This is a genomic window from Bacillus hominis (assembly GCF_030348325.1).
Classification (GTDB): Bacteria; Bacillota; Bacilli; order Bacillales; family Bacillaceae_G; genus Bacillus_A; species Bacillus_A hominis.
In genome coordinates this window covers 1,848,305-1,872,656 of the sequence record NZ_JAUCFS010000005.1, presented here as the reverse complement: position 1 = coordinate 1,872,656, position 24,352 = coordinate 1,848,305, and the positions used below count along the sequence as shown (strand labels likewise).

At 34.2% G+C, this 24,352-nt stretch carries 25 protein-coding genes and 2 pseudogenes; 9 read left to right on the top strand and 18 right to left on the bottom strand.

Annotated features, from left to right (window positions below):
* Positions 1 to 91: 91 nt before the first annotated feature.
* Complete coding sequence (locus QUF93_RS12010) at positions 92 to 994, top strand: aldo/keto reductase (protein WP_289358908.1); 903 nt, start codon at positions 92 to 94, stop codon at positions 992 to 994.
* Positions 995 to 1,018: 24 nt separating this feature from the next.
* Here QUF93_RS12010 and QUF93_RS12005 read toward each other — a convergent pair whose 3' ends face one another.
* Both QUF93_RS12005 and QUF93_RS12000 read right to left on the bottom strand, forming a co-directional pair.
* Entirely contained in the window at positions 1,019 to 1,603 is a 585-nt protein-coding gene (locus tag QUF93_RS12005; protein ID WP_289358907.1) for a GNAT family N-acetyltransferase, read from the bottom strand.
* Positions 1,604 to 1,687: 84 nt separating this feature from the next.
* The gene (locus QUF93_RS12000; RefSeq protein ID WP_289358906.1) at positions 1,688 to 3,151 is read right to left on the bottom strand and encodes a flavin monoamine oxidase family protein; all 1,464 of its coding nucleotides are present in this window, start codon (positions 3,149 to 3,151) and stop codon (positions 1,688 to 1,690) included.
* Positions 3,152 to 3,338: 187 nt separating this feature from the next.
* Between QUF93_RS12000 and QUF93_RS11995 the strand changes: the two genes are divergently transcribed.
* A complete protein-coding gene (locus QUF93_RS11995; protein ID WP_002118539.1) occupies positions 3,339 to 3,530 on the top strand; it encodes a DUF3896 family protein in 192 nt (63 codons plus the stop codon).
* 104 nt (positions 3,531 to 3,634) lie between these two features.
* Positions 3,635 to 4,654 (top strand): LLM class flavin-dependent oxidoreductase, encoded by a 1,020-nt coding sequence (locus tag QUF93_RS11990; protein WP_289358905.1) that lies wholly within the window; start codon positions 3,635 to 3,637, stop codon positions 4,652 to 4,654.
* Positions 4,655 to 4,814: 160 nt separating this feature from the next.
* On the opposite strand, the gene QUF93_RS11985 is transcribed toward QUF93_RS11990, so the two are convergent.
* The 3 genes from QUF93_RS11985 to QUF93_RS11975 form a co-directional block, all read right to left on the bottom strand.
* Entirely contained in the window at positions 4,815 to 5,759 is a 945-nt protein-coding gene (locus QUF93_RS11985) for an alpha/beta hydrolase (protein ID WP_289358904.1), read from the bottom strand.
* Positions 5,760 to 6,023: 264 nt separating this feature from the next.
* Positions 6,024 to 6,479: a DUF3939 domain-containing protein gene (locus QUF93_RS11980; RefSeq protein ID WP_128281335.1), complete on the bottom strand. Its 456-nt coding sequence runs from the start codon at positions 6,477 to 6,479 to the stop codon at positions 6,024 to 6,026.
* A gap of 108 nt (positions 6,480 to 6,587) precedes the next feature.
* The gene (locus tag QUF93_RS11975; RefSeq protein WP_002118526.1) at positions 6,588 to 7,031 is read right to left on the bottom strand and encodes a Dps family protein; all 444 of its coding nucleotides are present in this window, start codon (positions 7,029 to 7,031) and stop codon (positions 6,588 to 6,590) included.
* A gap of 241 nt (positions 7,032 to 7,272) precedes the next feature.
* Here QUF93_RS11975 and QUF93_RS11970 point away from each other — a divergent pair, with 241 nt between their 5' ends.
* The gene (locus QUF93_RS11970; protein ID WP_002031445.1) at positions 7,273 to 8,313 is read left to right on the top strand and encodes a YkvI family membrane protein; all 1,041 of its coding nucleotides are present in this window, start codon (positions 7,273 to 7,275) and stop codon (positions 8,311 to 8,313) included.
* A gap of 34 nt (positions 8,314 to 8,347) precedes the next feature.
* Here the strand turns inward: QUF93_RS11970 and QUF93_RS11965 are convergent, their stop codons facing one another.
* The 7 genes from QUF93_RS11965 to rsgA form a co-directional block, all read right to left on the bottom strand.
* On the bottom strand, positions 8,348 to 8,716 hold the full coding sequence (locus QUF93_RS11965; RefSeq protein WP_002118522.1) for a DUF3979 family protein: 369 nt from the start codon (positions 8,714 to 8,716) through the stop codon (positions 8,348 to 8,350).
* Between the two features lie 373 nt (positions 8,717 to 9,089).
* Positions 9,090 to 9,395, bottom strand: a complete 306-nt coding sequence (locus QUF93_RS11960; RefSeq protein WP_289358903.1) for a hypothetical protein — start codon at positions 9,393 to 9,395, stop codon at positions 9,090 to 9,092.
* Between the two features lie 321 nt (positions 9,396 to 9,716).
* Positions 9,717 to 10,763 (bottom strand): FUSC family protein, encoded by a 1,047-nt coding sequence (locus tag QUF93_RS11955; protein ID WP_289358902.1) that lies wholly within the window; start codon positions 10,761 to 10,763, stop codon positions 9,717 to 9,719.
* A 327-nt stretch (positions 10,764 to 11,090) separates the two neighbouring features.
* Positions 11,091 to 11,645, bottom strand: coding sequence for a PRK06770 family protein (locus QUF93_RS11950; protein ID WP_289358901.1), 555 nt, complete (start codon positions 11,643 to 11,645; stop codon positions 11,091 to 11,093).
* 63 nt (positions 11,646 to 11,708) lie between these two features.
* Entirely contained in the window at positions 11,709 to 11,903 is a 195-nt protein-coding gene (locus QUF93_RS11945) for a hypothetical protein (RefSeq protein ID WP_289358900.1), read from the bottom strand.
* 252 nt (positions 11,904 to 12,155) lie between these two features.
* Positions 12,156 to 14,138: a HAMP domain-containing methyl-accepting chemotaxis protein gene (locus QUF93_RS11940; RefSeq protein ID WP_289375327.1), complete on the bottom strand. Its 1,983-nt coding sequence runs from the start codon at positions 14,136 to 14,138 to the stop codon at positions 12,156 to 12,158.
* Positions 14,139 to 14,349: 211 nt separating this feature from the next.
* Positions 14,350 to 15,399, bottom strand: a complete 1,050-nt coding sequence (gene rsgA / locus QUF93_RS11935) for a ribosome small subunit-dependent GTPase A (RefSeq protein WP_289375325.1) — start codon at positions 15,397 to 15,399, stop codon at positions 14,350 to 14,352.
* Between the two features lie 452 nt (positions 15,400 to 15,851).
* Here rsgA and QUF93_RS11930 point away from each other — a divergent pair, with 452 nt between their 5' ends.
* Both QUF93_RS11930 and QUF93_RS11925 read left to right on the top strand, forming a co-directional pair.
* Positions 15,852 to 16,199, top strand: a complete 348-nt coding sequence (locus QUF93_RS11930; RefSeq protein ID WP_002118502.1) for a DUF4257 domain-containing protein — start codon at positions 15,852 to 15,854, stop codon at positions 16,197 to 16,199.
* 84 nt (positions 16,200 to 16,283) lie between these two features.
* A complete protein-coding gene (locus QUF93_RS11925; RefSeq protein WP_002171494.1) occupies positions 16,284 to 16,508 on the top strand; it encodes a hypothetical protein in 225 nt (74 codons plus the stop codon).
* Between the two features lie 197 nt (positions 16,509 to 16,705).
* On the opposite strand, the pseudogene QUF93_RS11920 reads toward QUF93_RS11925, so the two are convergent.
* Positions 16,706 to 17,328, bottom strand: a pseudogene (locus tag QUF93_RS11920) (aldo/keto reductase); the annotation flags it as partial.
* Here QUF93_RS11920 and QUF93_RS11915 point away from each other — a divergent pair.
* Positions 17,325 to 17,411: pseudogene (locus QUF93_RS11915) on the top strand (transcriptional regulator); the annotation flags it as partial. The pseudogenes QUF93_RS11920 and QUF93_RS11915 sit on opposite strands and share 4 nt — an antisense overlap.
* Positions 17,412 to 17,451: 40 nt before the next feature.
* Here QUF93_RS11915 and QUF93_RS11910 read toward each other — a convergent pair.
* The 3 genes from QUF93_RS11910 to QUF93_RS11900 form a co-directional block, all read right to left on the bottom strand.
* Positions 17,452 to 18,402 (bottom strand): serine protease, encoded by a 951-nt coding sequence (locus tag QUF93_RS11910; RefSeq protein ID WP_289358898.1) that lies wholly within the window; start codon positions 18,400 to 18,402, stop codon positions 17,452 to 17,454.
* Positions 18,403 to 18,687: 285 nt separating this feature from the next.
* The gene (locus QUF93_RS11905; protein WP_002118493.1) at positions 18,688 to 18,975 is read right to left on the bottom strand and encodes an AbrB/MazE/SpoVT family DNA-binding domain-containing protein; all 288 of its coding nucleotides are present in this window, start codon (positions 18,973 to 18,975) and stop codon (positions 18,688 to 18,690) included.
* A gap of 119 nt (positions 18,976 to 19,094) precedes the next feature.
* Positions 19,095 to 20,975 carry an FtsX-like permease family protein gene (locus tag QUF93_RS11900; protein WP_289358897.1) on the bottom strand — a complete coding sequence of 627 codons (1,881 nt, stop codon included), beginning with the start codon at positions 20,973 to 20,975 and terminating at the stop codon, positions 19,095 to 19,097.
* A 219-nt stretch (positions 20,976 to 21,194) separates the two neighbouring features.
* On the opposite strand from QUF93_RS11900, the gene QUF93_RS11895 reads away from it, so the two are divergent.
* Positions 21,195 to 21,878 carry a hypothetical protein gene (locus QUF93_RS11895; protein WP_289375324.1) on the top strand — a complete coding sequence of 228 codons (684 nt, stop codon included), beginning with the start codon at positions 21,195 to 21,197 and terminating at the stop codon, positions 21,876 to 21,878.
* A 105-nt stretch (positions 21,879 to 21,983) separates the two neighbouring features.
* Here QUF93_RS11895 and QUF93_RS11890 read toward each other — a convergent pair whose 3' ends face one another.
* Positions 21,984 to 23,489, bottom strand: coding sequence for a recombinase family protein (locus tag QUF93_RS11890; RefSeq protein ID WP_289375323.1), 1,506 nt, complete (start codon positions 23,487 to 23,489; stop codon positions 21,984 to 21,986).
* Between the two features lie 92 nt (positions 23,490 to 23,581).
* A complete protein-coding gene (locus QUF93_RS11885) occupies positions 23,582 to 23,803 on the bottom strand; it encodes an acyl-CoA thioester hydrolase (protein ID WP_289375322.1) in 222 nt (73 codons plus the stop codon).
* Between the two features lie 229 nt (positions 23,804 to 24,032).
* Between QUF93_RS11885 and QUF93_RS11880 the strand changes: the two genes are divergently transcribed.
* Positions 24,033 to 24,335: a hypothetical protein gene (locus QUF93_RS11880; protein ID WP_098900226.1), complete on the top strand. Its 303-nt coding sequence runs from the start codon at positions 24,033 to 24,035 to the stop codon at positions 24,333 to 24,335.
* Positions 24,336 to 24,352: the final 17 nt, after the last annotated feature.

Here is a 24,352-nt window from a genome sequence, read left to right as displayed (position 1 = left end):
TTATTGTATGTACGCCCCTCTAACTATATAATGATATTTAGCAAGAAAGCCTTTTCAAAAACATTATTCATTCATCAAGGGGGTACTTATAATGGAACGTGTTCAAATGGCCGAAACTCTAGAATTTTCTCGTATTATTCAAGGATTTTGGCGTTTAGCAGAATGGAATATGCCGAAACAAGAATTACTTTCTTTCATTGAAGAATGTATGGATATGGGGATTACTACTTTCGATCACGCTGATATTTATGGCGGTTATACGTGTGAAGGACTGTTTGGAGAAGCATTACAACTCAAGCCTTCCTTACGCGAAAATATGCAAATTATCACAAAATGTGGAATCGCTCCCCCATCACCGAAATTTCCAGAGCGATATGTTGCGCACTACAATACGAGTGCTGAACATATTATAAAAAGCGCGGAGGATTCATTACAAAACTTACATACAGACTATATTGATGTATTGCTCATCCATCGCCCTGATCCATTTATGGATCCAAATGAAGTAGCAGAAGCGTTCTCACGCTTAAAGCAAGAAGGAAAAGTCCGTCACTTCGGTGTTTCTAACTTTTTACCTTCTCAATTTAATATGTTAAGTTCATATTTAGATTTCCCGCTCATTACAAATCAAATTGAAGTATCGGCGATGCAGCTTGAGCATTTTGAAAAAGGTACGATTGATTTATGCCAAGAAAAACGAATCAATCCAATGATTTGGTCACCTCTTGCTGGCGGAGAAATCTTTACTGGTCAATCAGAACGCGCCGTACGTGTACGTGAAACTGTGCAAAAAGTTGCTACTGAGCTAGGTGTTAACAGTATCGATACTGTTATGTACGCATGGTTACTTGCACATCCAGCTAATATGATGCCAATCGTTGGCTCTGGTAAATTAGATCGTGTAAAAACGGCTGTAATGGCAACAAAAGTTAATTTAGATCGCCAACAATGGTTTACAATTTTCGAGAGCTCTAACGGTCATCCTGTACCATAATATAAAAAAAGAAGAGCTATTTTCTTACAGCTCTTCTTTTTCATATGTATTTCTCGTCATTGCAAATACACACATATCTCTTAATCCATTTCCATCTACCGCAACACTCGCACTTTCTAAAATCCCCTCTAATTTAAAACCTAATTTCTCTGGTATCGCTCTACTCTTCTTATTTAGAGAATCACAACGAATTTCTACGCGGTTTGCTTTTAGTTCAGAAAAAGCGTAATCTGTTATACCTTTCGCAGCCTCTACCATATAGCCCTTTCCACTAAACCTTGAATCAATCCAGTACCCGATTTCAAATTGAGGTATATCCCAATTAATACGATGTAATCCGCTAGAAGCAATAAATTCACCTGTTTCTTTCGAAAAAACTAGTAATCTCAAATCCTCACGCTGCAAAAATTGAATATACGATTTTCTAATACTCTCTTCTACTTCTTCCTTTGTTTGCTCTTTTTGTGCAAAGACCATCCAAGGCTTTAATTCTTTCATCGAAGCTTGAATTGCTTCATATACAACTTTACCGTCACCTGGTTTTGGCATTCGAATTAAAAGCCTTTCAGTATAAAATTCAGAAGGAAAATCGAATAATAACGGATTCACTGTAAACACTCCCTATAATTCTTTTATATATAATAATATCTATCTCAAGTTATACAGTAAAGAAATTTCTGAATTTTAAACATTTTATTCATTCACTTCCATCGCTACACGAACTCCAGACTCAATCGCACCTTGAATCCATCCGTGATATAACGTTGTATGATCTCCAGCGAAGAATATTTTCCCCTCTGGCTTTACAATCGCTGGTTGTAGCTCAGATTCTTGACCGGCTTGAAAAAGGGCAAATCCTCCAAGCGCATATGGATCTAATGTCCAACTTTTTGATATTCCAGACATGAACTCATCATATACTTGACCACCTAATATCGTTGCTAAGTTGTGTAATGTGTAATAAATACGATCACCCTTCGATAACCCATCCCATAGTAACGCATCATAAGACCATGTATAGCTTCCTAACATCATAGCAGGTCCTTTCTCTCCAATTCCATGGCTTGGATAATAGGCGTAACGAATTGGCAAATCTGTTATAATTCTGCCACCTAATTGTCCTTGTTCTTCCCAAAATCGACTTTTAAATTGAATGCCTATTTTCGTCGCAGGCATATAATGCAATTCACGAATTGCTTTCCACTTTTCATGAGATATAGAGTCAAATGGATCTACTTCCACAAAACGCATTGTCGAAAACGGAATTGTAACAATAACTAAATCCCCTGTAATACTACTATATTCAAAATTTTCCTCATTTCGATAGAAAGCCGTCACACCGTTATCGTGTTGATGTAGCTTCATTAATTTTTGATTATAAATAATATTTTCTTCTAATTGCGGTAAAAAAGACTTTGGTAATCTATCGTTTCCACCTATAATTTCACAAAATCCGCTCTCCTCTTGCATAATGTATAAAAAACGTAACGTCTCAACGAATGACCTTTCTAAAAAACCTTCTAAATCTAATAGAACACCAATCATCTCAATCGTTATCGGTGAAAAATACGTATTATATTGATAAGGATGGTACTTTAAAAATTGTCCTGTAGAGTATTTTCCAAAATCCTTTACTACAACATCCCAATTTTTCTCTGGGTTCTTTTTTATAAAATTTATAATGGGCTGTACCGCTAACAATAATAGTTCCTCAGACGTTTTCCCAACTTCGTTCATTTCCACAGGATATCTTAAAATACTTGGATCTTTTTCGTATTGTTTTAATGTCGTTTTCCGACCATTTACGTAAATGATATCTGTCTCATTCCTATTAATAAAAGGGCTCACCTGTAGCCCAAACTTTTTTATATATGCCATCGTTAACGTATGTGCATATGGAATTCTCATCGCTCCAACATCTAAATATAATCCGGTATCCTCCATTCTAACTGTCTCTATGCGGCCACCTACACGATTGTTTGCTTCAAAAATCTTCACTTCATGTCCTGCAGCCTTTAATAAAGATGCCGAAACTAATCCAGCCATGCCTGCCCCTACTACAATAATTTGTTTCGGACGTGTCGTCTTCTCTAATCCCTTATTTATAACTTGTAACGTTGCATCCATCTCAGTGTTATACATAATATCTTTCTGCACAATTTCACCCCTTACTTCATAAAATGTGCATTAGTGGTTTAGTGCATTTTATTCATAAATTCACTTAAACATAACACCGTCACAATTTGAAAATTCACTAAAAATACATAAGGTACGGCTCTCCCACTTCCACATGCTTCATATTATAAACATAAAGATAGTAACTGTAGGGAAAGGGTGGATACACATGAAACGCACTTACGATTATCATGCTACAAAAAAACATTTAGAATTAAAGAAACAGCAGCTATGTAAAAAACTCACTAGCATTAAACTAACTGAAGAAGAACGCAAGCAAATACATTTAGAAATTGATAACTACGAATATATTTTAAACTTAGTCGAAATGAATCATTATGAACGGGGATTTTCTCGTTAAAAGTGGATATAAGATTATCCGCTTTTCATTTTGAGCATTTTATTACGCATTTTTCGTAAGCAAATATATAATAGGATGTACATTAAGATTGAGAGGTATATTCTATGATCAAATTAAGTGTATTAGACCAATCACCTATTTCAGATGGTAGCACAGCAGCCCAAGCTATTTCACATACAGTTACGCTTGCACAAGAAGTTGAAAAACTAGGATTTACACGTTTTTGGGTATCCGAGCATCATAATTCCGTGAGCCTAGCTGGTTCAAGCCCAGAAATACTTATTTCTCATATTGCAGCAAAAACGGATCGTATTAGAGTTGGTTCGGGTGGTGTTATGTTGCCACATTATAGCCCATATAAAGTTGCCGAAAATTTCCGCGTTTTAGAAGCACTTTATCCAAACCGCATCGACCTCGGTGTTGGTAGAGCACCTGGTGGTATGCCAATAGCAACTCGCGCACTTCAAGAAGGAAAAATGGTCTCACTTGATCAATACCCAGAGCAAATTGCAGATGTCGCAATGTACTTACATGATCAAGTACCAGAAAACCATCATTATGCAAACTTAAAGGCTACTCCAGTTATCACAACATCACCCGAAATGTGGATGCTCGGTTCTAGCGGGGAGAGCGCTAAAATTGCGGCGAACAATGGCGCTTCTTTCGCATTCGCGCAATTTATTAATGGCTTCGGGGGCCCAGAAGTTATGAGGGCTTATCAGGAACAATTTCAACCTTCCTTTTTAGGAGATAAACCAAAATCGATCGTTGCTATTTTCGTTATATGCGGAGAAACAAATGAGGAAGCGGAAAGAATTGCTTCTAGTTTAGATTTGTCAATCTTATTACTAGAGCAAGGAAAACGGACTACTGGTACACCTTCTATCGAAACTGCTCAAAATTATTCATACAGTGCATATGATTTATTCCGTATAAAAGAAAACCGTCAACGTATGATCGTCGGTGATCCGTCTTCTGTGAAAGAAAAAATAGTAAACTTAAGCAACACATACAATACAGATGAGTTTATGATTGTCACGATTACTCATCGATTTGAAGATAAATTAAACTCTTATCGCTTATTGGCAAATGCTTTTAATTTATCCCGCATTAACGGTCAGTAAGACTCCCACCTCAAACTTTGGTGCAGTGGGAGATTAACTGTCCGTAAAAGCCCGATTGGTGTGGGCTAATAATCAGTGGGTGATTGCCCCCACTGATTAAAGTTTCACTTTATAATTGCAAAAGGGAGATGCATCACTTATGATGTATCTCCCTTTCTTACTACTTATTGTTTTTTCTTTCTATATATTCAATAGCTTCTTTTAATAGCTCATCAAAATTATTAGGATAATCATGATTTAAGTTAGGCACAATCTTATACTTATGTTCTATATTTTTATCCCTTAATAATTGTACAAATCGCTCTGTTCCTTCCAAACAGTCTTCATCTTGATCGCCACATATTATATATCCTTTTGTGCCCTTATCATGTAACATTCCTAACAGCTCTTCCCATTCTTCAATTTTTGGGAGCCACGGTGCCATAAAAATAAAACCGTTCACTTCTAGTTCGCCTTGTAACATGGAATGTAACGCTACCCTTGCCCCAGCAGAAAATCCACCAATAATACTATTTTTAAAAGTATTACTTACTATAACTTTATCATAAAGTCCTTTTAACTCTTCTCTTCCTCTTTCTATATCATCCCAAACATATCCATCTGAAAATTGAATTTGAGATGATTGAGGCAATGCTAGCATATAATCTTGTTCCAAAGCAGATTTCCAATAGGGTTCTACTATTTGTATATTTTCTTGATCTCCATGCATTATGATTAGTAGATTTTCCTTTTTCTTGCTGCCTATAAATTTCACATCAACTTGTTCCGATGCCGTTGCTACTTCTTCTCTTTCTTTACATAATTGAACCATCATATGAAACTCTTCATATTTATGAAGTGATTTTAAATCGTCGTCTGAAATTAAATACTCACTTCCATACCAAAATCCATTCACTATAATTGCTTCCTTCATTAAATGCAACGCTTCTTTTTCAAGCCCTGCTGCACTTGCTAGCGCATATTTAAAATTATATATTTGTGCTTCATTACCTATTACACCTTTAGCGTTTTTCATAATATAAGAATATGCTTCAAAACTTCCTTTATTTGCATAACAATGTAACGTTTCATTTAATAACTTAATATAAGTCATACTATTTTTCATATAGAAATTCCTCCGTAACCTTTTATAATAATTGTTTCTCCAATCTTCCTATCATTCTAGGGTCACGGTATAAGTAGGTAAATTCGACAATTCACCTTAACAATACTTGATTCTCAGAATGATCTTTAATAATTAATGTATGTATACGCATAATACACCACTCCTTCCTATCCACTAGTTGTAGTATACAGTTAAATAAACTGAATAATCAATATTCTGACAACAAAAAAAGACAACAATATATTATTGTTGTTCTCATAACATCTACCCACTATGCTTTTTTTTCTTATCTGGTTTACTTGAAACTAAATAATGCTTTTCTGAAATATATAAGTTTCTTTTTAATATACGATTTAAATATGGTCCTAGTTTCACTCCGCATATGAGGCGCTCTTCGCTATCTTCAACAATGGGGAACATTTCTTTTTCTGTTACATATTGATCTACGGCCTTTTGTACGATATCAATTTCTTTAACTAGGTTTAAATTTTCTTCTGTATGTTCAAATACTTCAAGCGTTTCCTTCGTTATCAGAAAAAAATTCGTTGGAAATGCAGGTAAATAGGGCTTTAACAAATCATAATTTACTGTGTAATCATCATTTACTAAGACTGTATAAACGATATTAGCATTCGTTTCTAGAAACTTAGCCATCGCTTGCTCTAATTCATCTTTCGTAATTTCCCTATCTTCTTTTCCAGTTCTGAAAAAGCGAAACATCATATCGCCTCCTTTTTACTATATTATAGCATAAAAGAAAACTGAAAAATTATAAAAAACTCTATTGAAAGAATTTTTCGATAGAGTTTTTCTTTAATCAATTTATGTTTATTTTAAGAATGCACTTAACATCCATACATGTTGTTCTAATGTCGTATGAATTGCTAATAACATATCAGCTGACGTTTCATCACCAGCTTCATCAGCTACTTCCATACCTTCTTTTAATTCTTGAATAAGTGCAGAAAAATCGTTTACTAAAGTTTGTACCATTTCTTCTGCAGACTCTTTGCTTGTCCCTTCGATTACAGTTGAAGTTGCTAAATACTCTTTCATTGTCGCTAACGGTTTTCCTTCTAATGCTAAAATACGCTCTGCTAACTCATCAATGTACGTTCCTGCTTCATTATAAAACTCTTCAAATTTCTCATGTAATGTAAAGAAGTGCGGTCCTGTCACATACCAATGATAATTATGCAGTTTCACATATAATACATTCCAGTTTGCTACCTGCTTGTTTAATACTTCAACAACATTTGTTTTCGTACTCATACAATCCACTCCTCTTATCATTTTATAATTATTATCTTTTAATAACCTAACTACATTTTACCATACATTTCCTACGCTTTCGAATGAACAGCTTATATGTAACAAAGTTTTAACAACCTTAATATTTCCCTAATATCATATAATTCATGTATTCTTTCAACTACTTCATATGTCTAATTGTCCAAGCTCACACATATGCATAATAGTAAGTCAAGCTCATCATAGAAGAAAGAGGGATAACATGGACAATCAACAATGGCAAGTAGCAAAGAAAGTCGCTGCTACTTATATCGGAACGGTCGTTGGAGCTGGATTTGCTACTGGGCGAGAAATTGTTGAGTTTTTTACAGTTAACGGATTGTACGGGACCATTGGCATATGTATAAGTGGATTTTTTTTTATTTGGCTCGGTACAAAGATGATGTTACTGTCATCACAAATCGGGGCTTTCTCAGCGCAAGAATTTAACAAATATTTATTTGGGGATGTATTTGGAAATGTCGTAAATACTTTATTATTACTCGTATTATTTGGCGTAACTAGCGTTATGTTATCAGGAGCCGGAGCAGTATTTGAAGAACAACTCCGTCTCCCGAGACAACTTGGTATTTTCATCACAGTCATCGCCTGCCTCATTATTGGGAGCCGGGGATTACAAGGTGTTTTTGAAGTGAATACACTTGTCGTACCTATTATGATGATTTTTATTATCGGACTTGCTATTACAACCTTTATTCATGGTACAACTCCTATTATTGACACCGTTCCTACAGAAAGTTGGAATATGAAATGGATTACTAGTCCTATTACATATGTCGCATTAAATCTTTCTCTCGCCCAAAGTGTTCTCGTCCCATTGGCCAGTGAGGTAAAAGATCGAAAAGCTATTTTATGGGGTGGTATTTTAGGAGGCGCGGGGCTTTGCTTTATTTTATTATGTAGCCATTTAGCAATATTATCAGTTGAACAATTTTATCAATATAACATCCCAATGGCTGAAGTTGTAAGAAGATTTAATGCAACTTTCCATTTTTTCTTTGTTCTTATCATTTTTGGTGAAGTATTCACAACATTAGTTGGGAATATATTCGGAATGACAAAACAAATGCAATCCATTACCGGATGGAAAAGTAATAACATTATTTACTTCATATTACTAATTAGTTATTGCTTTAGTTTCATCGGATATAGTGAATTACTTCATATTCTATACCCTATTATCGGTTGGGTGAGCATCATTTTGCTACCGATTATTGCCTTTAAACAACTTCAAAAAACATGAAAAAACATCCATGTATACGGATGTTTTTTCATCTTCATTCACAGTCTTCACATACTTCCCAGTACGGCCCCATTTCTACTGCAAGATATGGCTTTAATTGCAAACGAATCATTCGACTTGGCATGCGTTCTAATACGAATTGAATGCCTTCTTCCTCTTCATCTAACTCAACTTTTGAAATAGCAATTCTTTGCATAGTAGTAATGGGGCTTCCATCTTTATATAAAGTGATTTTCACCTCATCATACTCATTAAAATACAATTCAACATTCATTTGCTTTTTTAACATTTCATCAACAATTTCATAATTATCATTTTGTTCCTGGATTATATATTTCCAGCCGCCTCTATCCAATTCTATCGGAGCAGCTTGGAATAATGTCATCAAATCCTCGTATAGCATAAGATAACCCCTCTCTTACTAAAAACGATGAGTATTTATATACCCTTTATCTCTATCACTATCCATGCTTATTGTACCATATATCACAAATCTTACCGCATTCATTTGCTTTATAAACATATACAAAACATATAGTATTTTTAATTCATTCTCCACTCACTAGTATAGCTCTTTACTGACAAATTATCTCTTACCTCATTTCTTTAACACTACCTATAAAGTGAAATTTTAATCATTGGGTGTTTTGTCCATCCCCCACTGATTATTAGCCCACACTAATCGGGCTTTTATGGACAGCACGACTCCCACCAATAGCAGGATAAACATTTCGGATTCTACATAAAAAAGAAGAGTGACTTATATCACTCTCCTCTCAAAAGACTTTTCCCGTCGCTGCTAATGCTAAAACTATAATTAGCCCTGCAAATAATAGCGATACAATTAAACTAAAAATCGGTAATACTTTCTTTTCATTCTTCTTAGATAATAGCCTTAAACTAAGAATGATGTTTAATGGTGCAAATATAAAATAAAAATATTTAACGATTTGTAATGAGCTATTTGAAAGTGTTTTAAATACAAACACTTCAATTAAAAAAACAACAAAGAATAAAATGCTTAACCAAAACGAGACATAACTAAGCCAAGAATGCCTTTTCGTTCCCCAATACACTCCCATAATAATCTCCTTTATACGTAGTCTGTATGGTATTGATTATACACCCACTTAACAAATTCCTCTATTTTTCGACAAACATTAAATAAAATGAAACTTTATTTAATGTTTTTGGGGTATAGAAACGATTCTAGGGATGAGGGGCCACTCTGAGTTTTTCAGATATCCCGGGTGAAGATTTATCTATTGAAAGCTGTAATTCTAATGATTGCAAGTGTAAGAGTGCATCTTCATTTCCCCCTAATAGTCTACCTAAACCCGATAATATAAAAGACTGGAAAAGATACCCGAAATATTAAAGCATCTTTCGCTAGATAACCACCTTTACACTGGTTTCGCCATCGCTCTACTGAATATCAAGTTCACTGCAATCACGATGACTGCACCGATAAGGGTTGCAAATACACGGTCGAACAGAATGATAAACTGGAACGGCTTGCCGGCTTCCATGATCAAAATAATGAGTGGGATCATGGTTGCAGAGTATACAAGATAATTTCGAACTTTTAGAAGAGGTCGAACACCTGCGAATAGCCCGATACTTATAACTAACCCCCAAATTGGTAGACTAGTTGCGAGAAGCAAGCTCGCAACAATCACTCCGATTACTGTACCAAGCACTCGTTGTGTTGTTTTGATTGGAAAGAGTTCTATTTTCCGCTGAGTAAGGATCGCTACGGTAATTGCAATCCAATAGAAGTGGTGCTCGGGCCAAAGTATTCGCAATCCCTCAGCTATACCTAGACATAATGCGAGCCTGATTGGGAATTGCCAACCGGATAAGTGTGCAAGAGAATTCCGCCATAGAATGATTTTTTTCGATGTTGGGCCTTTCACATCTCCATCCAGCGATGATTTATAACAACGGTGTACCCAGATGCCTAGCACCAAGCTGATACTGACGGTCCAAATCGCCCCTGCTAAGATTGAAAAAATTAGTTCCATCCGGTACTCCGTCTGGTCGAGCATGTTGAGGATGATGATCAGGAATACAACAAAGCGTGTTGTTGCCACCGCCAAGGCACGACTATATCCGCCAATTAGCGCAGCAAGGCTTACCAGCAGGATCAAGACTCCAAATGTCAGATAGCCATGTCCGAAAGAAAGAACAGCAGCAATCGCAGCGAGCACTACTGATATCAACGCTGATACCAACTTTTTCCCGTGATTTATAAAACTCGAACCGACTTTCACGCTACTGACTGCCAAACTGCCGACCGATGCAGCAAAACCAAGAGCGGGATAGCCTAGAACTGTGGCGAACAGAACAGGTCCGGCCATACCTATGCCGGCGGAAATGAGTTCTACTATTTCTACCTTTGCCTCCTTAGACCAAGAAAACACTTGAGCCCTATATGTCTTTACATTCATCTATAGCACCTCTTCCGACCCAAAGAGTAGGGTACAGTTTAATAATAGGCTCTTTCTTTAATCCATGGACATGTGGTGATACCTATGTCCATCAGGCTAATATTTTGAAGTATCCCCAAAATGAAAATTTTATCTTTCCAGAGTTATTTATAATAATTCAGTTCATTTTTTTCAATATGGGGAAATGCCAATTTCTTAAGTTGCTGGCAATGGGGTCCCGCCAACTAATTGACCTAAAACCCTCTTATCAGTAGTTAGTCTGCCTAATTCCAAATGAGAATAAGCTCTTTTATTTTCTTTAAGCATAGTTTATTATTCTCCAACGTACTAAAGATCTCCTGATTTATGTAAAGCGGCTGTTACTTCATCACCGAAATTATTTAAGGAGAATGTTTGCTCTTCTATCGAATCCATTTCTGTAGCTTCACCTATCTTGCCGTCTTGAAGTTCCCAAAAATAATTATGTTCTTCTACGATTTTACTAAAATCCCTATTTACCCATCTTTCAGTGATTGCTAATAGTTCTTCTTTGTTCTTGAAATCATTTTGGTTTAGAATGCTTCTTACTTTTTCTGCATTCTTTTTAGACATCGGAGTTGCTCCCCGTCCGTCATTCACTTTTACTTTTTGATGAGTCATGCTATGCATTGCTGAAATAACTTCTTCTTCAGTAGAACTTTTAGTGATGTGAAGTTGTGCATTTGAACCTTCAATTTCTGCTTCATTCGATGGTGGTGCTTCTTTATAATCAGACTCTGCAAAAGCATGCTTCTCACTATCTATTGGTACTTCAGCAAACTGTAACATTCCATAAGTCATACCAGCTGCAAGTACTATTATCCCTATAATAGATCCTAGCCAATACGTTAGCTTCTTGTCCATATTCACTTCCCCTATCTACATTTTTAATATTTCATATAAATAATATTATATAAAATCACCTTTTTATATAATTTGTAAATCCCGATACAGATTGTTGAACATCTTATTTAGGTTCGGCGGGAGCTGTTGTAATGTTCCTTTTGTTTTCAAACTTGTCCATTCTATTTCACTTCTTGTTGGCATATATACACTACTTAAATCTTCCGTACTTAAATTTTGTTTAATTTTTGGATATATCGTATCTTGAATACTAGGCATAACTAATCCCTCTAGAATCTATATATGTTTCAATATTCAACCATCTTCATTGTAAAATAAAAACCTATCCAGAAATAGGTTTCTTGTTTATATTCACAGTATTAATTTGAATATTTTCCTAGATTGGCCCCTCATCCCTAGAATCGTTTCCGTACCCCTTTTTCCACCCATCCTCCACTAATTATTAAAATATTTGCTGAAAAAAAACTGCCTCTAATAGCACGAATGCTATTTTGAGGCAGTCATCTCTCTTTACACTTTAAATCTTTCAATTAATACTTGTAACTCTTCAGCCATTTGAGATAGTGTACCAGCTGCAGAACCAATTTCCTCCATGGAAGCTAGCTGTTCCTCAGCTGATGCTGCAACACTTTGTGTACTCGTCGCATTAGTTTGTGCTGTCATAGCAATTTGACCAACCGAAATAGATACTTCATTTGCACCTTTTGACATTCCATTAGCCGTTTCAACCATCGTTTTAATTTGATCAACAATTTCATTTGTAGATTGTAAAATCTCAGCAAAATTTTGTTTCGTTTCATTTGCGATAACAAGTCCAGATTGAACTTCTTCATTTACATTATTCATAGATTTTACTGTCTTACTCATATCATCTTGTATTTCAGAAATTAATTTACTAATTTCACTCGATGATACACTAGATTGTTCTGCTAATTTTCGTACTTCATCAGCAACAATTGCAAAGCCTCTTCCATGCTCACCAGCTCTTGCAGCCTCAATTGCTGCATTTAATGCTAGAAGGTTTGTTTGATCTGCAATATTTTGAATGACTTCTAAAATATCACCAATTTGCTTTGATTTATTATTTAATAACTGAATAACTGCATCTGATTGCGAAACAGATGCCGCAATAGACTGCATTTGATTTACTGTTTTTCCTACTAGTTTTCCGCCATCTTCTGCTTTTTCACGTGTATGAGCAGAAGCAGTATTAATAGATGATGAGCTATTTGCTACATGCTGAATCCCTTCTGTTACATCAAACAGTAACATGGCACCATTTTCTACGCTTGCTGTTTGCGTCGTTGCACCACTTGATATTTCATCCATTGCCATTGTAATTTGTTCAGTCGCTTCACTCGCTTGTCTAACACTTGCTGTTAACTCTTCAGATGCAGCTGCAACATGCCCTGCTGAAGTATTAATTCTTCCAATTAATGTACGTAATGAATGAGTCATCTCATTAAAACCTTTAGCAAGTTGTCCAATTTCATCATTTGAATGTATTTGAATCGTTTGAGTTAAGTCCCCTTCGCTTATTTCTTTAGAAGTGACAACTAATTGTTTTAAAGGTTTGGTAATAGAAAGTGTCACGAAATAAATAAGCGCTCCGCCTACAACTAATGAAATAAACATTACAATTAACATATTATAAAATACAGGTTGAGCAGCTTCAACTACTTCATTTGAGTACATCGTCCCCGCAATTTTCCAACCTGTTTTTAAATTTGTAGCGAATACCATTTTCTTTTCACTACCACCATAAGTGTATGAAAAAGTACCATTGTTATCTTCGTATATTTTCTTTGCCCAAGAATCATCTGCCCTGTCACCCGATTTTTCTTGAGGGTGAGCAATTATTTTTTGTTTTCCATCTAAAATGAAAGCATAGCCTTTTTTACCAATATTAATTAACTTTGTTGTTTTTAATAAATTATCTAAACTTAAATCTACCGCAACAACACCATTTTTATCTTCAGTTTGTTTTGCGATTGTTACGACAATATGTCCATTCCCTTGTGCTTTATATGGTTCAGTGACAACAATTCCACCTTGCTTATTCACTGCATCTTTATACCAAGAACGCGCTGTTGGATCATAATCTGCTGCCATTTGTATATTTGGTTCTTGTACAAATTTTTTATCGTTTCCGGCAACATACACTTGTTCTACATCTTTGTTCAAACTAATATATTGAGATAGTGTTTTTCTTAGTTCATCCTGATTATCCCCTTGATACATATCACTATGAATCACTCGTGCAAAATTATTTACATCGTTGAATTTCGCTTCAATCATTTGATTGATTAAATTATCCAATATTTTTATATTATCTTGAGCGCTACTCATAATTTGTGATTCAAAATTCTTTTTAGCTGTTTGATACGACATGCCCCCAATAATAGAGACTGCCGCAATTAATATAACAAAAAATGAAATTAATAGCTTTTTTGCTACTTTCATATCTCTAAACCGACTTACTAGTTTACGCATTACAAACCTCCTGTATTTCAATATTAAGTTTTAAAGATTATATAGAGCTAATTTTGAATATATCCCATTCCTTAGTTTCTATTTTTATAACTTGTTTTGATGAACACTTTGTAAAGTTTAAACAAATAAACTCCCTTTGTCTATATATACGAATAATATTATTATAAAATTTACAAATACAAAAAACCAAAGGAACAAGCCCTTTGGTTTTTTACATTTTTTTATGTTGTTTAGAAATCTTTTTCCATCTATCTCGTTCCGCTCTTGCCAGAGTAATGTTTTGTTTTCTCATAACATATGCCAATTCTCTTTGCAGCTTTTTATAGCTTAGCAAGCGCTCTACGGGTATAATTCCGTTATCTATAGCACTTCGCACTGCACATCCTGGTTCACCATCATGTTTACAATCTCGAAAGCGGCAAGTATTTGCAAGATCTTCAATATCAGAAAATGTAGTTTGAATTGCCGCGCTTCCTTCCCAAAGCTGAAGTTCCCTCATACCAGGAGTATCAATTACTAAACCACGACTTGGTAAGTGGAATAACTCACGGTGAGTTGTCGTATGTCTCCCTTTACTATCTTCTTCACGTATATCTCCGGTTTTTGCTACATCTGTTCCTATTAATGCATTTAACAAAGTAGATTTCCCTGCACCTGAAGATCCAACTAAAGCAATTGTTTTTCCTGGTGAAACAAATTGTTGCAATGATTCTATTCCGACGTACACTAAACTATCAACAACAAATATCGGAACACCGATTGCTACCGCTTCAGTTTCTGCAATTTTCTGTTCCACATCTTCACATAAACTACTCTTCGTTAAAACAATAACAGGCATTGCACCACTCTCATAAGCCAATAACAAATAACGTTCCATCCTTCTTACGTTGAAATCATGGTTAAGAGCATTCACTAAAAATAGATAATCTACATTCGCTGCAATAATTTGTTCTTCAGTTCTGTTACCAGCTTCTTGTCTTGAAAAAGAACTTCTTCTCGGAAAAATACGGTGAATAATTGCCTTTTTCTCATTTTCTATTTTCTTTATATACACCCAATCACCAACTGCCGGATAATCCCCTTTCGTTAACGCTTCATGACGAAACTTTCCAGACAGTTCCGCTACATATTCACCATCATTACAAATAATCCTATATATATGCTTATGCTCAAGTAAAATACGTCCTACTTCATAGTTCTCTACAGCTTGTTCCTCAAAAAAAGAATCCCATCCGAACGATTCTAAAATATTTTGATTCAAATTGATATCCTCCCTAGTTTGAACTTAGTGGAAGGATTGTGCGCTCACTTATAGAGTATCGCCCTTTCCGTCCACCTTTGTATTTGGTTTATTATTCATATAAGTCAATTTCGCCATAACACATCACCCCGTTCTAATTTTAATTACTCTCATTATATGGAATATCTTATTAAAAAGCCACCTTATTTAATGTAATTTTCAAACAATTAACCCTTTAGCATTTTAGTTTGTCCACAATGACTAATCTTATCTTCTAGTACATGAAACCAAGTATAGTGTTGGTTATAGTAAAAGCAATTCATATACTAGACTGAAATGTATCGGAATTTTCCGTTATAATTAAATTGAATGCGGAATATGCCCAAACAAACTTTCTCAATATGGTTATATGAAATATTAAAAGGAATCAATATGTAAAAATCGAATCTTATTCACTAAAAGGAGTGGATTCGATGGAAATGTATCAATGGCTAACTGCTGTTCTCGTTGGTGGCATTACCGGCTTCGTTTCCCATCTAATCAATAACCAAGGTAAGTTATTGCTTCCACGCCGTTTGAAAACTTTTTTTCATTTTGGTTTTTTAACTGATATTTTTACCGGCTGTCTAGCTGCACTTCTCGGACTCGTTTTATTCGATGCCACCTTAATAAAAGAAATAATCAAGGTGTCCATTGTGACTGCTATTTCTGGCCAAACGTTCTTACTTCACCAGGCTCTTGGTGGTGAGCAGGCTAAAAATACGCAAATTGGAAAAGCTGATGAGAAGATTCAAGAAATTGACAAATTATTGCGACGTTAGTATATACTTTCTTTTTAAATTATTGTTATAATGAAAAATAAATATTTTCTATTGCGTCGTTTGTCAGAAGAAAGGGTGTTTCGTATGACAAAAAAGAAAATAGAAGATTTCTTAACAAACTCCGAAAAAGAGGAACTGCTAGAAAACTATAAATGTTTACGAGAAGCCCGCACAAAAAGCGAAGCTAACTATTTTGGTGAAGCAGTAGACCATCTATTAAATAAAGTAAAAAAGCGAATTATTGAAGAAGCAGGAATACATGATGAAAATGCAGCAACTGTGCAATCAAAGAGAAAAGCACTGTTTTAGCTAAAACAGTGCTTTTTATTACGGCATTTTCACATTACTTTCACATCTATTTCACAAATATACGTACTCCATTATGGTAAGCTAAATATATCCTTTTCCAAGGAACTATATGCCGATATATAAATCCCTATCTCTGTAGGGATTTTTTATTTTTTTAAGAAAAGAAGCTCAGTGTTAAAACACTCACCTCTTCCCTTCTAATCTTCTAATATAGATTCAATTTGTTTCATATCCTTTTCATTCAATAAAACGGCCACCGCTCTTACACTTTCTCTTATTTGCGCTGCTCGCTTCCCGCCAGGAATAACAGTATCAATTCCTTTTTTATTTAATAACCACGCTAACGCTAAATGAGACACTGCAATATTATTTTCTTCAGCTAAACCTTTTAGCTCTTCAACTCTCTTAAAGTTTTTCTTATATGTATTTTCCTCAAATAGATTTACACTTTGGCGCTAATCGCCTTCGTTCAATTTAAAATCTTCTATATATTTACCACCTAATATTCTAAAGACAAGAGGTCCATACGGTATAAATGAAATACCAGCTTCTATACAATACGGTAATAGTTCTTCCTCAGCAGTACGATTTAACATATTGTAAGGTGCTTGTACAACATCTATATCTCCATGCTGATTCGCTACTTTTAATTGCTCTACGTTTACGTTGATATTCCAATTGAACGGATTTTCCCTTCTTCTTTTAGGCGCGTAAGCTCTCCGATTGAATCTATGTAACTTGTTTCAGTATTTATAAAATGTAAATAATATAAATCAATATAATCAGTCTGTAATCTTCTTAAACTATTTTCCAATGCGTTTTACTTTAATTCGAGAAGAAGACTTAAATGCTAGATTCCCTGGCTTATTAAATGTCGTACTAAACGCAACTGATCAATACTAAAAACCATCTCATATTCATATGAGATGGTTTTTAGTATTTCCTATTCTTTTAATAAATCTATTAATCCATTCCCTTCAGATGTACGTTCATACCCTAAAGGTACAGTCCTTTTAATAAGTTGTGCATATATTTCCGGCTCTGATAATTTTCTACCATACTCTCTCTCACACTGCTTTATGAGGAGTGCTAGCGCCCCAGCGACATGCGGCGTCGCCATTGAAGTACCACTTAATACTGCATATTTCCCCTCTGGATACGTAGACAGTATTTCATCACCTGGCGCTACTAAATCAATTTCTTGATTTGAATTACTAAAACATGAAATTTTTCGTTCTAAATTAACAGCACCTACTTCAATTACTTCAGAATAAGCACCTGGAAAATCTAATTCTGAAGTATCATCGTTACAATCTCCATCATTTCCTGCAGCGCACACGACAAGTACGTCTTGTTTTACCGCATTTTGAATAGCTTCATGTAATTCTGGTACGTCTTGCGGGCCACCAAGTGACATTGAAACAATTCTCACTTTCTCTTTATTCGGTCCTCTCCAATTTACAGCATAATGAATGGCCTCAATAATTTGCTCATAGCTTCCAGAACCGTCTCCAGCTAATACTTTTAAAACTAACATTTTAGCAAGTGGTGCTACACCTAATACACCCACTCCATTTTCGGTTGCTGCGATTGTCCCCGCTACATGAGTACCATGCCCATTATTATCAAGATAAATTTTCGGATCACCTTCATAATCTTTCGTGAAATTTCTCCCACCAATAATACGATCTTTTAAATCTACATGACTTATATCACAACCTGTATCTAAAACGGCAACGACAATATCTTTCCCTTTCGCACTCTTTTCCCATACTTGCGGAGCATGAATCAGTTGTACACCTGGTGGAATTTCATTTACTTGCTCAACCACTTTATTTACAGTAAACGGAATTAATTTAATGCCTTTTTGTTTATTCGCTGTACTACTATTCATCGTAATCCCTCCTGAAAATGTATTATTTTCATTTCAGACCACTATTGAATACGTTTAGATTTAACATTCGTTTTATTCGTTCCATTTCCCTCCCTCTCAAATATTTCTCAATAAACAAAATAAAAGGACCATTTAATGGTCCTTTTATTTTTCAGTTTTTCAAAAGAATAATATAAAGTGAAACTATAATCAGTGGGGGGTGTTCATCCCCTACTGATTATTAGCCCTCACCAATCGGGCGTTTACGGGCAGCAGGGCTTCCACAAATAGCGGGATAAATTAAGACTAAATCTCACTCTTGTTCAAAAACTGCTCAATTTCTTTTATTACATGTTTTGCCCCTTCTATACTAACAGTAATGTTTCCATTTGCTAATGAAATATTTTGGTCTGAAACATCACCTGTTATTTGACAAGCATTGTAAGGTTGATATTTTTGTAAAATGACTTTGTCTTCTTCTACAAAAATTTCAAGTGGTGATTTGATTTGTATTCCTAATACATCTCGTAATTCTTTAGGAATAACTATCCGTCCCAATTCATCTACTTTTCGAATAATTCCTGTTGCTTTCATGTTACTCCCTCCTTACTCTCTATTATTTTTTTCACCTCGCTATTTTCATTTTATCACTATATATTTGGTAATGCCTTACTCTTTTTAGAAAATATAGTACAAAAGTTAAAAAAACACATTTAACGAATATTCAATCTTTCTTTCAATTGTTTTAAATAACGAGATCGTATAATGACGAAATATAGAACTTGAATACTTACAAAAATACTTAATACAATCGTATTCTCTTTAAAAAGTGAGTACTCAAACATTTGTCCTAATGCCGTTAATGCTACCGCCCCGTGTAATGTTGCAACACCTATTGGAACGAAGAATAAAAGTGCCAATCGGATTGTAACTACTTTCGATAATTCTCCACTCGTTAAGCCTACTTTTCGAATCATCTCGAACAAGCGAGTATCGTCCTCTAAATCGGAAAATAAACGGAAGTAAAGAAAGCTTCCTGCACAAACGAAAAATACAATACCAATAAAGAAACCTACAAATAGAATTGGTCCTGCGATTTGTAAACTTTGGTTTTGTTCGTATTCTTCTGCACTAAACATTATATGTTCTTCATAAGGCTTCATCTGATTAGTAAGTTCTTTACCAACCTCAATTTCATCTTTCGTTCCTTCTGTTTTGTACACATAATCTTTTTCCTCTTTAAATCCATCTTGTAATGCATCATACTGATTGTTAGAGATTACATAAACGTTTCCTCTTAGTATTTTACTTAATGAAGAAGTATTAACTTTTTTCACATTTAAAGATTCGTTCATATTTGGTAATGTAATTTCATTTCTTTCTTTCATCGGAGGTCCTGGTATATCGACTGACAAAAATAAAGCTTCTTTATTTGATACCGTATTAATGGGTTCTCCTGTTAACTTTGCATATTCCTTATAGTCTGATTCGTTTATAAAGGTGGCGCTTCTTAACGACTGCTCCTCCGTTTTTTTTGTGGAAATATTCGTTTTTGAAGCTGCTATATTATATTTCTTTAATCCTTCGTCAATGATTTTCAGATGCTGTGACTCATTGCTATTCCCTTGCTTAGAATGATAGTGAAACGCAATTGGTTTCTCCATAATTTCTTTCGTCATCGAAGCAAACCCAACCAATGTACCTATTGCTGAAAATGCTACTGTTGAAATAATTGTTACAATAAAGAACATCCTTGCATTATCTCTCATACGGTATGCTAAATCTGACAAAGTAATAATATTTGTCTGTGTCCAATAGAAACGTTTACTTTTTTTACATAGTCTAATAATAAAGACACTCAACTGCTTGTACAGCAAATACGTACCAATAATGACTACCGTTGTAACAGGAATCATCATTACAAATACCATTGCACCATGTGACATAAGAGCTCCTGCATAACCAGCACTAAGCAATACTACTGCTAATATAGAAGAAATTATAGATGCCTTCGGTTCTGGCTTCGCCTCTGCTGATCCTCTAAACAATTTCATAATTTTATTTTTACGAACCATTCCTGCACTGAACAATGAAATAATCATAAATAATACGAAAAACATAATACTCGTTACAACAATCGCTTTCATCGGTATGTAATAGGATAAAGAAATATCTAATTTTAAAATCATCGGGGCTACAAAAATTAATATCCCTGAAAATAACATACCTGAAAGAATCCCAAAAATAATTGCCCCTATTCCAATCATGATATTTTCAAAAAAGATAAGACGCTTTAATTGATATTTCGTCATTCCAAGCATCATTAATATCCCTAGCTCACGCTTTCTCGTTTTTAAAAACATTCCCATAGAATATAAAATGAAGAAAAATGTAAATAAGTAAATAATAGACTGTGCAAAAGACATACTTACAAATACGTACTGCCCTAATTCTCCAGCACTTAATGCCGGATGAAACGCAAAAAATGAATACACAAAAAAAGCCATAATGGCAAATGCACTACTCAAAAAATAAGCTGAGTATGTTCGTCTATTTCGCGTTACATTTCGAAATGCGAGTTCTCTAATGTTCATACTACTTCTCCGCCCTTCTACTAACTATGCTTTTATATTAGTAAAGTTCGGAAATACCTTCCATCGATTCAAATGACAAAAACCTTACATTAGTGTAAGGTAATCTGGTGATACCTTATTTTATTATATTAATCCAAGGCAGGCAGTATCAGGTGATATTCAACCTATTATATGCTAAAATCAAGAATATACAAATAACTTAAATAGGCGGTTAAAGATATGATTTATATTACCTTTTTAACTATTTTCATTTTAGTAATAATAGGACTTATTAAACACTCAAAAACATTAAATAAATTAGAAAATAATATTAAGTTTCTCAACGAATATAATAAAAGTTTTGTTTTATATCTTAACCATTATCGTGGAAAAACTAGTAGCGTTGAAGAAGATCAATTATATACCTATTTAATTAAAAATTCTTTAAAAGCCCAAAGAACCTTAGGAAGTTTAGGGGAGATTGATTATCAACCAGCTTTTTCAAACTATATTATTAAAAATTACCAACTAGTTGTAAATGTTGTATCTTCATTACGTACACACAACGACATTGATTTTGTATTAAGTAAGCCAGTGCTAGCAGAAGAATTTCAAATGGTAAAAAACCAATTATTAAGAGGTATCTCTAATAATGAAGAATTGCTACAACAGATTAAAAAAGAAAGAAAAAACCCTTTTATGTTGCTACGAGAAGGAGTTCAATTTGTGGTTACCTTACCAATTTCAACATTATACTGGACAGGACTAATTCAGTATACAACCCTTTCCAAAATTTCGAACAATGCAATATTTAAGTTTTTTAATTCTCTTATTACATTTATTGGATTAGTCTCATCTATCATAACCGTAACAACAGGTTGGGAGCCATTCAAAAAACTTTTGAATACCTTTTTTAACTCTTAATATTAAAAGAAGGCGTTATCTTTAATAACTCAAGATAACGCCTTCTTTTATATCATTTTTACATATTGCACATTATTTTAAACACCCCTAATTTTAACAATTGCTTTACAGAAATTTTATATTAATTTGTACATTATTTCCTTCACGAACATATTCAATCCTATCAATCAGTTGTTTAGCAAGAATATTCAGTTCTCTTTTGCTAATACCTTCCGTATCCCATGCCTTCTTAAATTCCCTAATTGTATGTAACCTATCATCATCTGTTCTTACATTCTCTATAACTGCAAGTGATTGTTCAATAGACCGAATTTCTTCTTTCTTCGTTCGCATTGATTGTTTTTGTTTTTCAATTCGCTTCTGCATCTCCGACTTATCAATCATTTCATCAATAAACAAATCTTTAATACGTTCAATACCTTTCTCTAACCGTTCTAACTCTTCATGTTTATTTTGTAAAGCTAGTTGAAGTGTTGAACTATCACCCTGTTTTTCTTTTGGTTCATGACTAAGTAATTGTTGCTCATATTGCTCTAAATCCAAAAATAATTGAGCATAAATAACTTCAACATTAAGACTCCTATTATGACAGCGACTTCCAAAACGATCTGTTGTCAAACAGGTTTTTACGTATCTCTTGCCACTCGCCTTTCCAGTAAAAGACATTACCCTTTTACATTTACCACAGTATATCAACTTTGAAAGCACTTGAACATTCGTTCTCGTTCCCCTTGGTGTATATCTTCTTGATTCAAGTATCGCTAATATACGTTGGTGCTCTTCCTCAGTTTTTAATGGTTGATGTGAACCCTCAGCAATAATCCATTCAGACCTATCTTTTAGTTGAACACCATTAGCACTCGGCTTTTTCTTAGAACCACTTCCGGAAGTCTTTCCATATACAACTTTTCCTAAATGCACTTCATTTATTAATAGCCTGCGAACTGTATTTTCATACCAATAACTGTTCCTATTAGTCTTAAATCCTAACTCATTCAGCTTCCAAGCAATTTCATAGGTTGCTTTCATGTCTTCCAAAAACATCTTTTTCATAAGTTCGTAAACTTTCACTTTATCTGGATCAACATCAAGTTCCTTCGTTAAGCGATTATAAACATATGGAAATGGCGGTCTTCCATTTGTCCATTTCCCTGCTTTTGTACCTTGTTGTTTACCACGAATCATTCGCTTTTTTATCATACGAAACTCATGGTTTGCAAATACCATTTCAAAATTATTAATAAGTGCTTGGTCTTCATTATTAAAATCATATGTTTTAGTTGGTGTTAATACTATTGTTTTAGAATCACGAAAAACTCTACTAATACGCCCCATCTCTTCAAGATCACCACGTGATAGACGGTCTAAATCAACAACCAAAACTGCATCATATAGTTTTTGGCTAACATCACTTAACAAACGAACCATCTTTGGTCTTGAATCAATATATTCAGAACTTCCAATTTCTTTATAAATCTTATACTTAAGATTGTGATTTTTTGCATACTCTAAAAGTAAACTTTCATGTTTTGCTAGAACATCTTCTTTTCCATCAGACTCATCTCTTGATTTTCTTAAATAAATAGCTACTTCTTTAATATTTGGTTTCATGTTATGACACCTCATTTTGTCATGTAATATATAAATAATTTTAACAAATACTGGTAATTTTTAAATAGTTTAGAAGAAAATAATTATATTATTCAAGCAATATTTTGTTCTAATTCTTCATTTACATATTTTTCAGCAATACTATTCATATTTTCACCCATTCGTTTAATAGCTTCTGTTGATGGTTCATTACTTACTCCGATAACAGTAAATTTTCCATACTTAAAAGTTGTTCTAGTTAATCCATCTTCCAAATGTTCTCGAGACATTACTTTGATTTGTTCGTTTACAGTGCCGAAAATTGTATTCTTCACATTACATCAACCTGCCCTCTAGATAATTTTCTAACTATATAAAGGCTCTATTTGAAGAGCTCACAAATACCTTGTTTTGCATTTCGAAGTTATTATATATAGTTCATTTAAATGTGGAAACCAAATAGAAAAATTATTTTTAACTTTTTTTAATAAATCTTTACACAGAAAAATAACTAGATTAATATAACATTAATGGTAAATAATACAATTTAGAGGTGGTATAACTATGGAGAGTTTTAATTCAAAAGAAACAATCGAAAATGTCGAGGGTGTAAAAGAAAAAAACAAACGTGCTGTAGGTATTCGTATTAAATGGTATGAAAATGGTGAATATAAACAAACTTTCCCTTCTATCCAAGCTACCGCTCGATTTATGAAGGAATATGTTCATCGGTCAACGTTGCCATTTGCTCCGATTCATAAAAGTATACGGGAAGGTATTGATTGGAGAGTTAAAGGGTCTGTTCACTCATTCAGATATGAAGATAAATTTGCTAAAAAAATTCAATACAAAAAGCATATCAAATGATATGCTTTTATTATTTA

Excerpts from the sequence above, each read along its gene's own strand:
- QUF93_RS12010 (WP_289358908.1), top strand. The coding sequence starts at position 92 with ATGGAACGTGTTCAAATGGCCGAAACTCTAGAATTTTCTCGTATTATT.
- QUF93_RS11995 (WP_002118539.1), top strand. The coding sequence starts at position 3,339 with ATGAAACGCACTTACGATTATCATGCTACAAAAAAACATTTAGAATTA.
- QUF93_RS11990 (WP_289358905.1), top strand. The coding sequence starts at position 3,635 with ATGATCAAATTAAGTGTATTAGACCAATCACCTATTTCAGATGGTAGC.
- QUF93_RS11985 (WP_289358904.1), bottom strand. The coding sequence starts at position 5,759 with ATGAAAAATAGTATGACTTATATTAAGTTATTAAATGAAACGTTACAT.
- QUF93_RS11980 (WP_128281335.1), bottom strand. The coding sequence starts at position 6,479 with ATGTTTCGCTTTTTCAGAACTGGAAAAGAAGATAGGGAAATTACGAAA.
- QUF93_RS11975 (WP_002118526.1), bottom strand. The coding sequence starts at position 7,031 with ATGAGTACGAAAACAAATGTTGTTGAAGTATTAAACAAGCAGGTAGCA.
- QUF93_RS11970 (WP_002031445.1), top strand. The coding sequence starts at position 7,273 with ATGGACAATCAACAATGGCAAGTAGCAAAGAAAGTCGCTGCTACTTAT.
- QUF93_RS11965 (WP_002118522.1), bottom strand. The coding sequence starts at position 8,716 with ATGCTATACGAGGATTTGATGACATTATTCCAAGCTGCTCCGATAGAA.
- QUF93_RS11960 (WP_289358903.1), bottom strand. The coding sequence starts at position 9,395 with ATGGGAGTGTATTGGGGAACGAAAAGGCATTCTTGGCTTAGTTATGTC.
- QUF93_RS11955 (WP_289358902.1), bottom strand. The coding sequence starts at position 10,763 with ATGAATGTAAAGACATATAGGGCTCAAGTGTTTTCTTGGTCTAAGGAG.
- QUF93_RS11950 (WP_289358901.1), bottom strand. The coding sequence starts at position 11,645 with ATGGACAAGAAGCTAACGTATTGGCTAGGATCTATTATAGGGATAATA.
- QUF93_RS11945 (WP_289358900.1), bottom strand. The coding sequence starts at position 11,903 with ATGCCTAGTATTCAAGATACGATATATCCAAAAATTAAACAAAATTTA.
- QUF93_RS11940 (WP_289375327.1), bottom strand. The coding sequence starts at position 14,138 with ATGCGTAAACTAGTAAGTCGGTTTAGAGATATGAAAGTAGCAAAAAAG.
- QUF93_RS11930 (WP_002118502.1), top strand. The coding sequence starts at position 15,852 with ATGGAAATGTATCAATGGCTAACTGCTGTTCTCGTTGGTGGCATTACC.
- QUF93_RS11925 (WP_002171494.1), top strand. The coding sequence starts at position 16,284 with ATGACAAAAAAGAAAATAGAAGATTTCTTAACAAACTCCGAAAAAGAG.
- QUF93_RS11910 (WP_289358898.1), bottom strand. The coding sequence starts at position 18,402 with ATGAATAGTAGTACAGCGAATAAACAAAAAGGCATTAAATTAATTCCG.
- QUF93_RS11905 (WP_002118493.1), bottom strand. The coding sequence starts at position 18,975 with ATGAAAGCAACAGGAATTATTCGAAAAGTAGATGAATTGGGACGGATA.
- QUF93_RS11900 (WP_289358897.1), bottom strand. The coding sequence starts at position 20,975 with ATGAACATTAGAGAACTCGCATTTCGAAATGTAACGCGAAATAGACGA.
- QUF93_RS11895 (WP_289375324.1), top strand. The coding sequence starts at position 21,195 with ATGATTTATATTACCTTTTTAACTATTTTCATTTTAGTAATAATAGGA.
- QUF93_RS11890 (WP_289375323.1), bottom strand. The coding sequence starts at position 23,489 with ATGAAACCAAATATTAAAGAAGTAGCTATTTATTTAAGAAAATCAAGA.
- QUF93_RS11880 (WP_098900226.1), top strand. The coding sequence starts at position 24,033 with ATGGAGAGTTTTAATTCAAAAGAAACAATCGAAAATGTCGAGGGTGTA.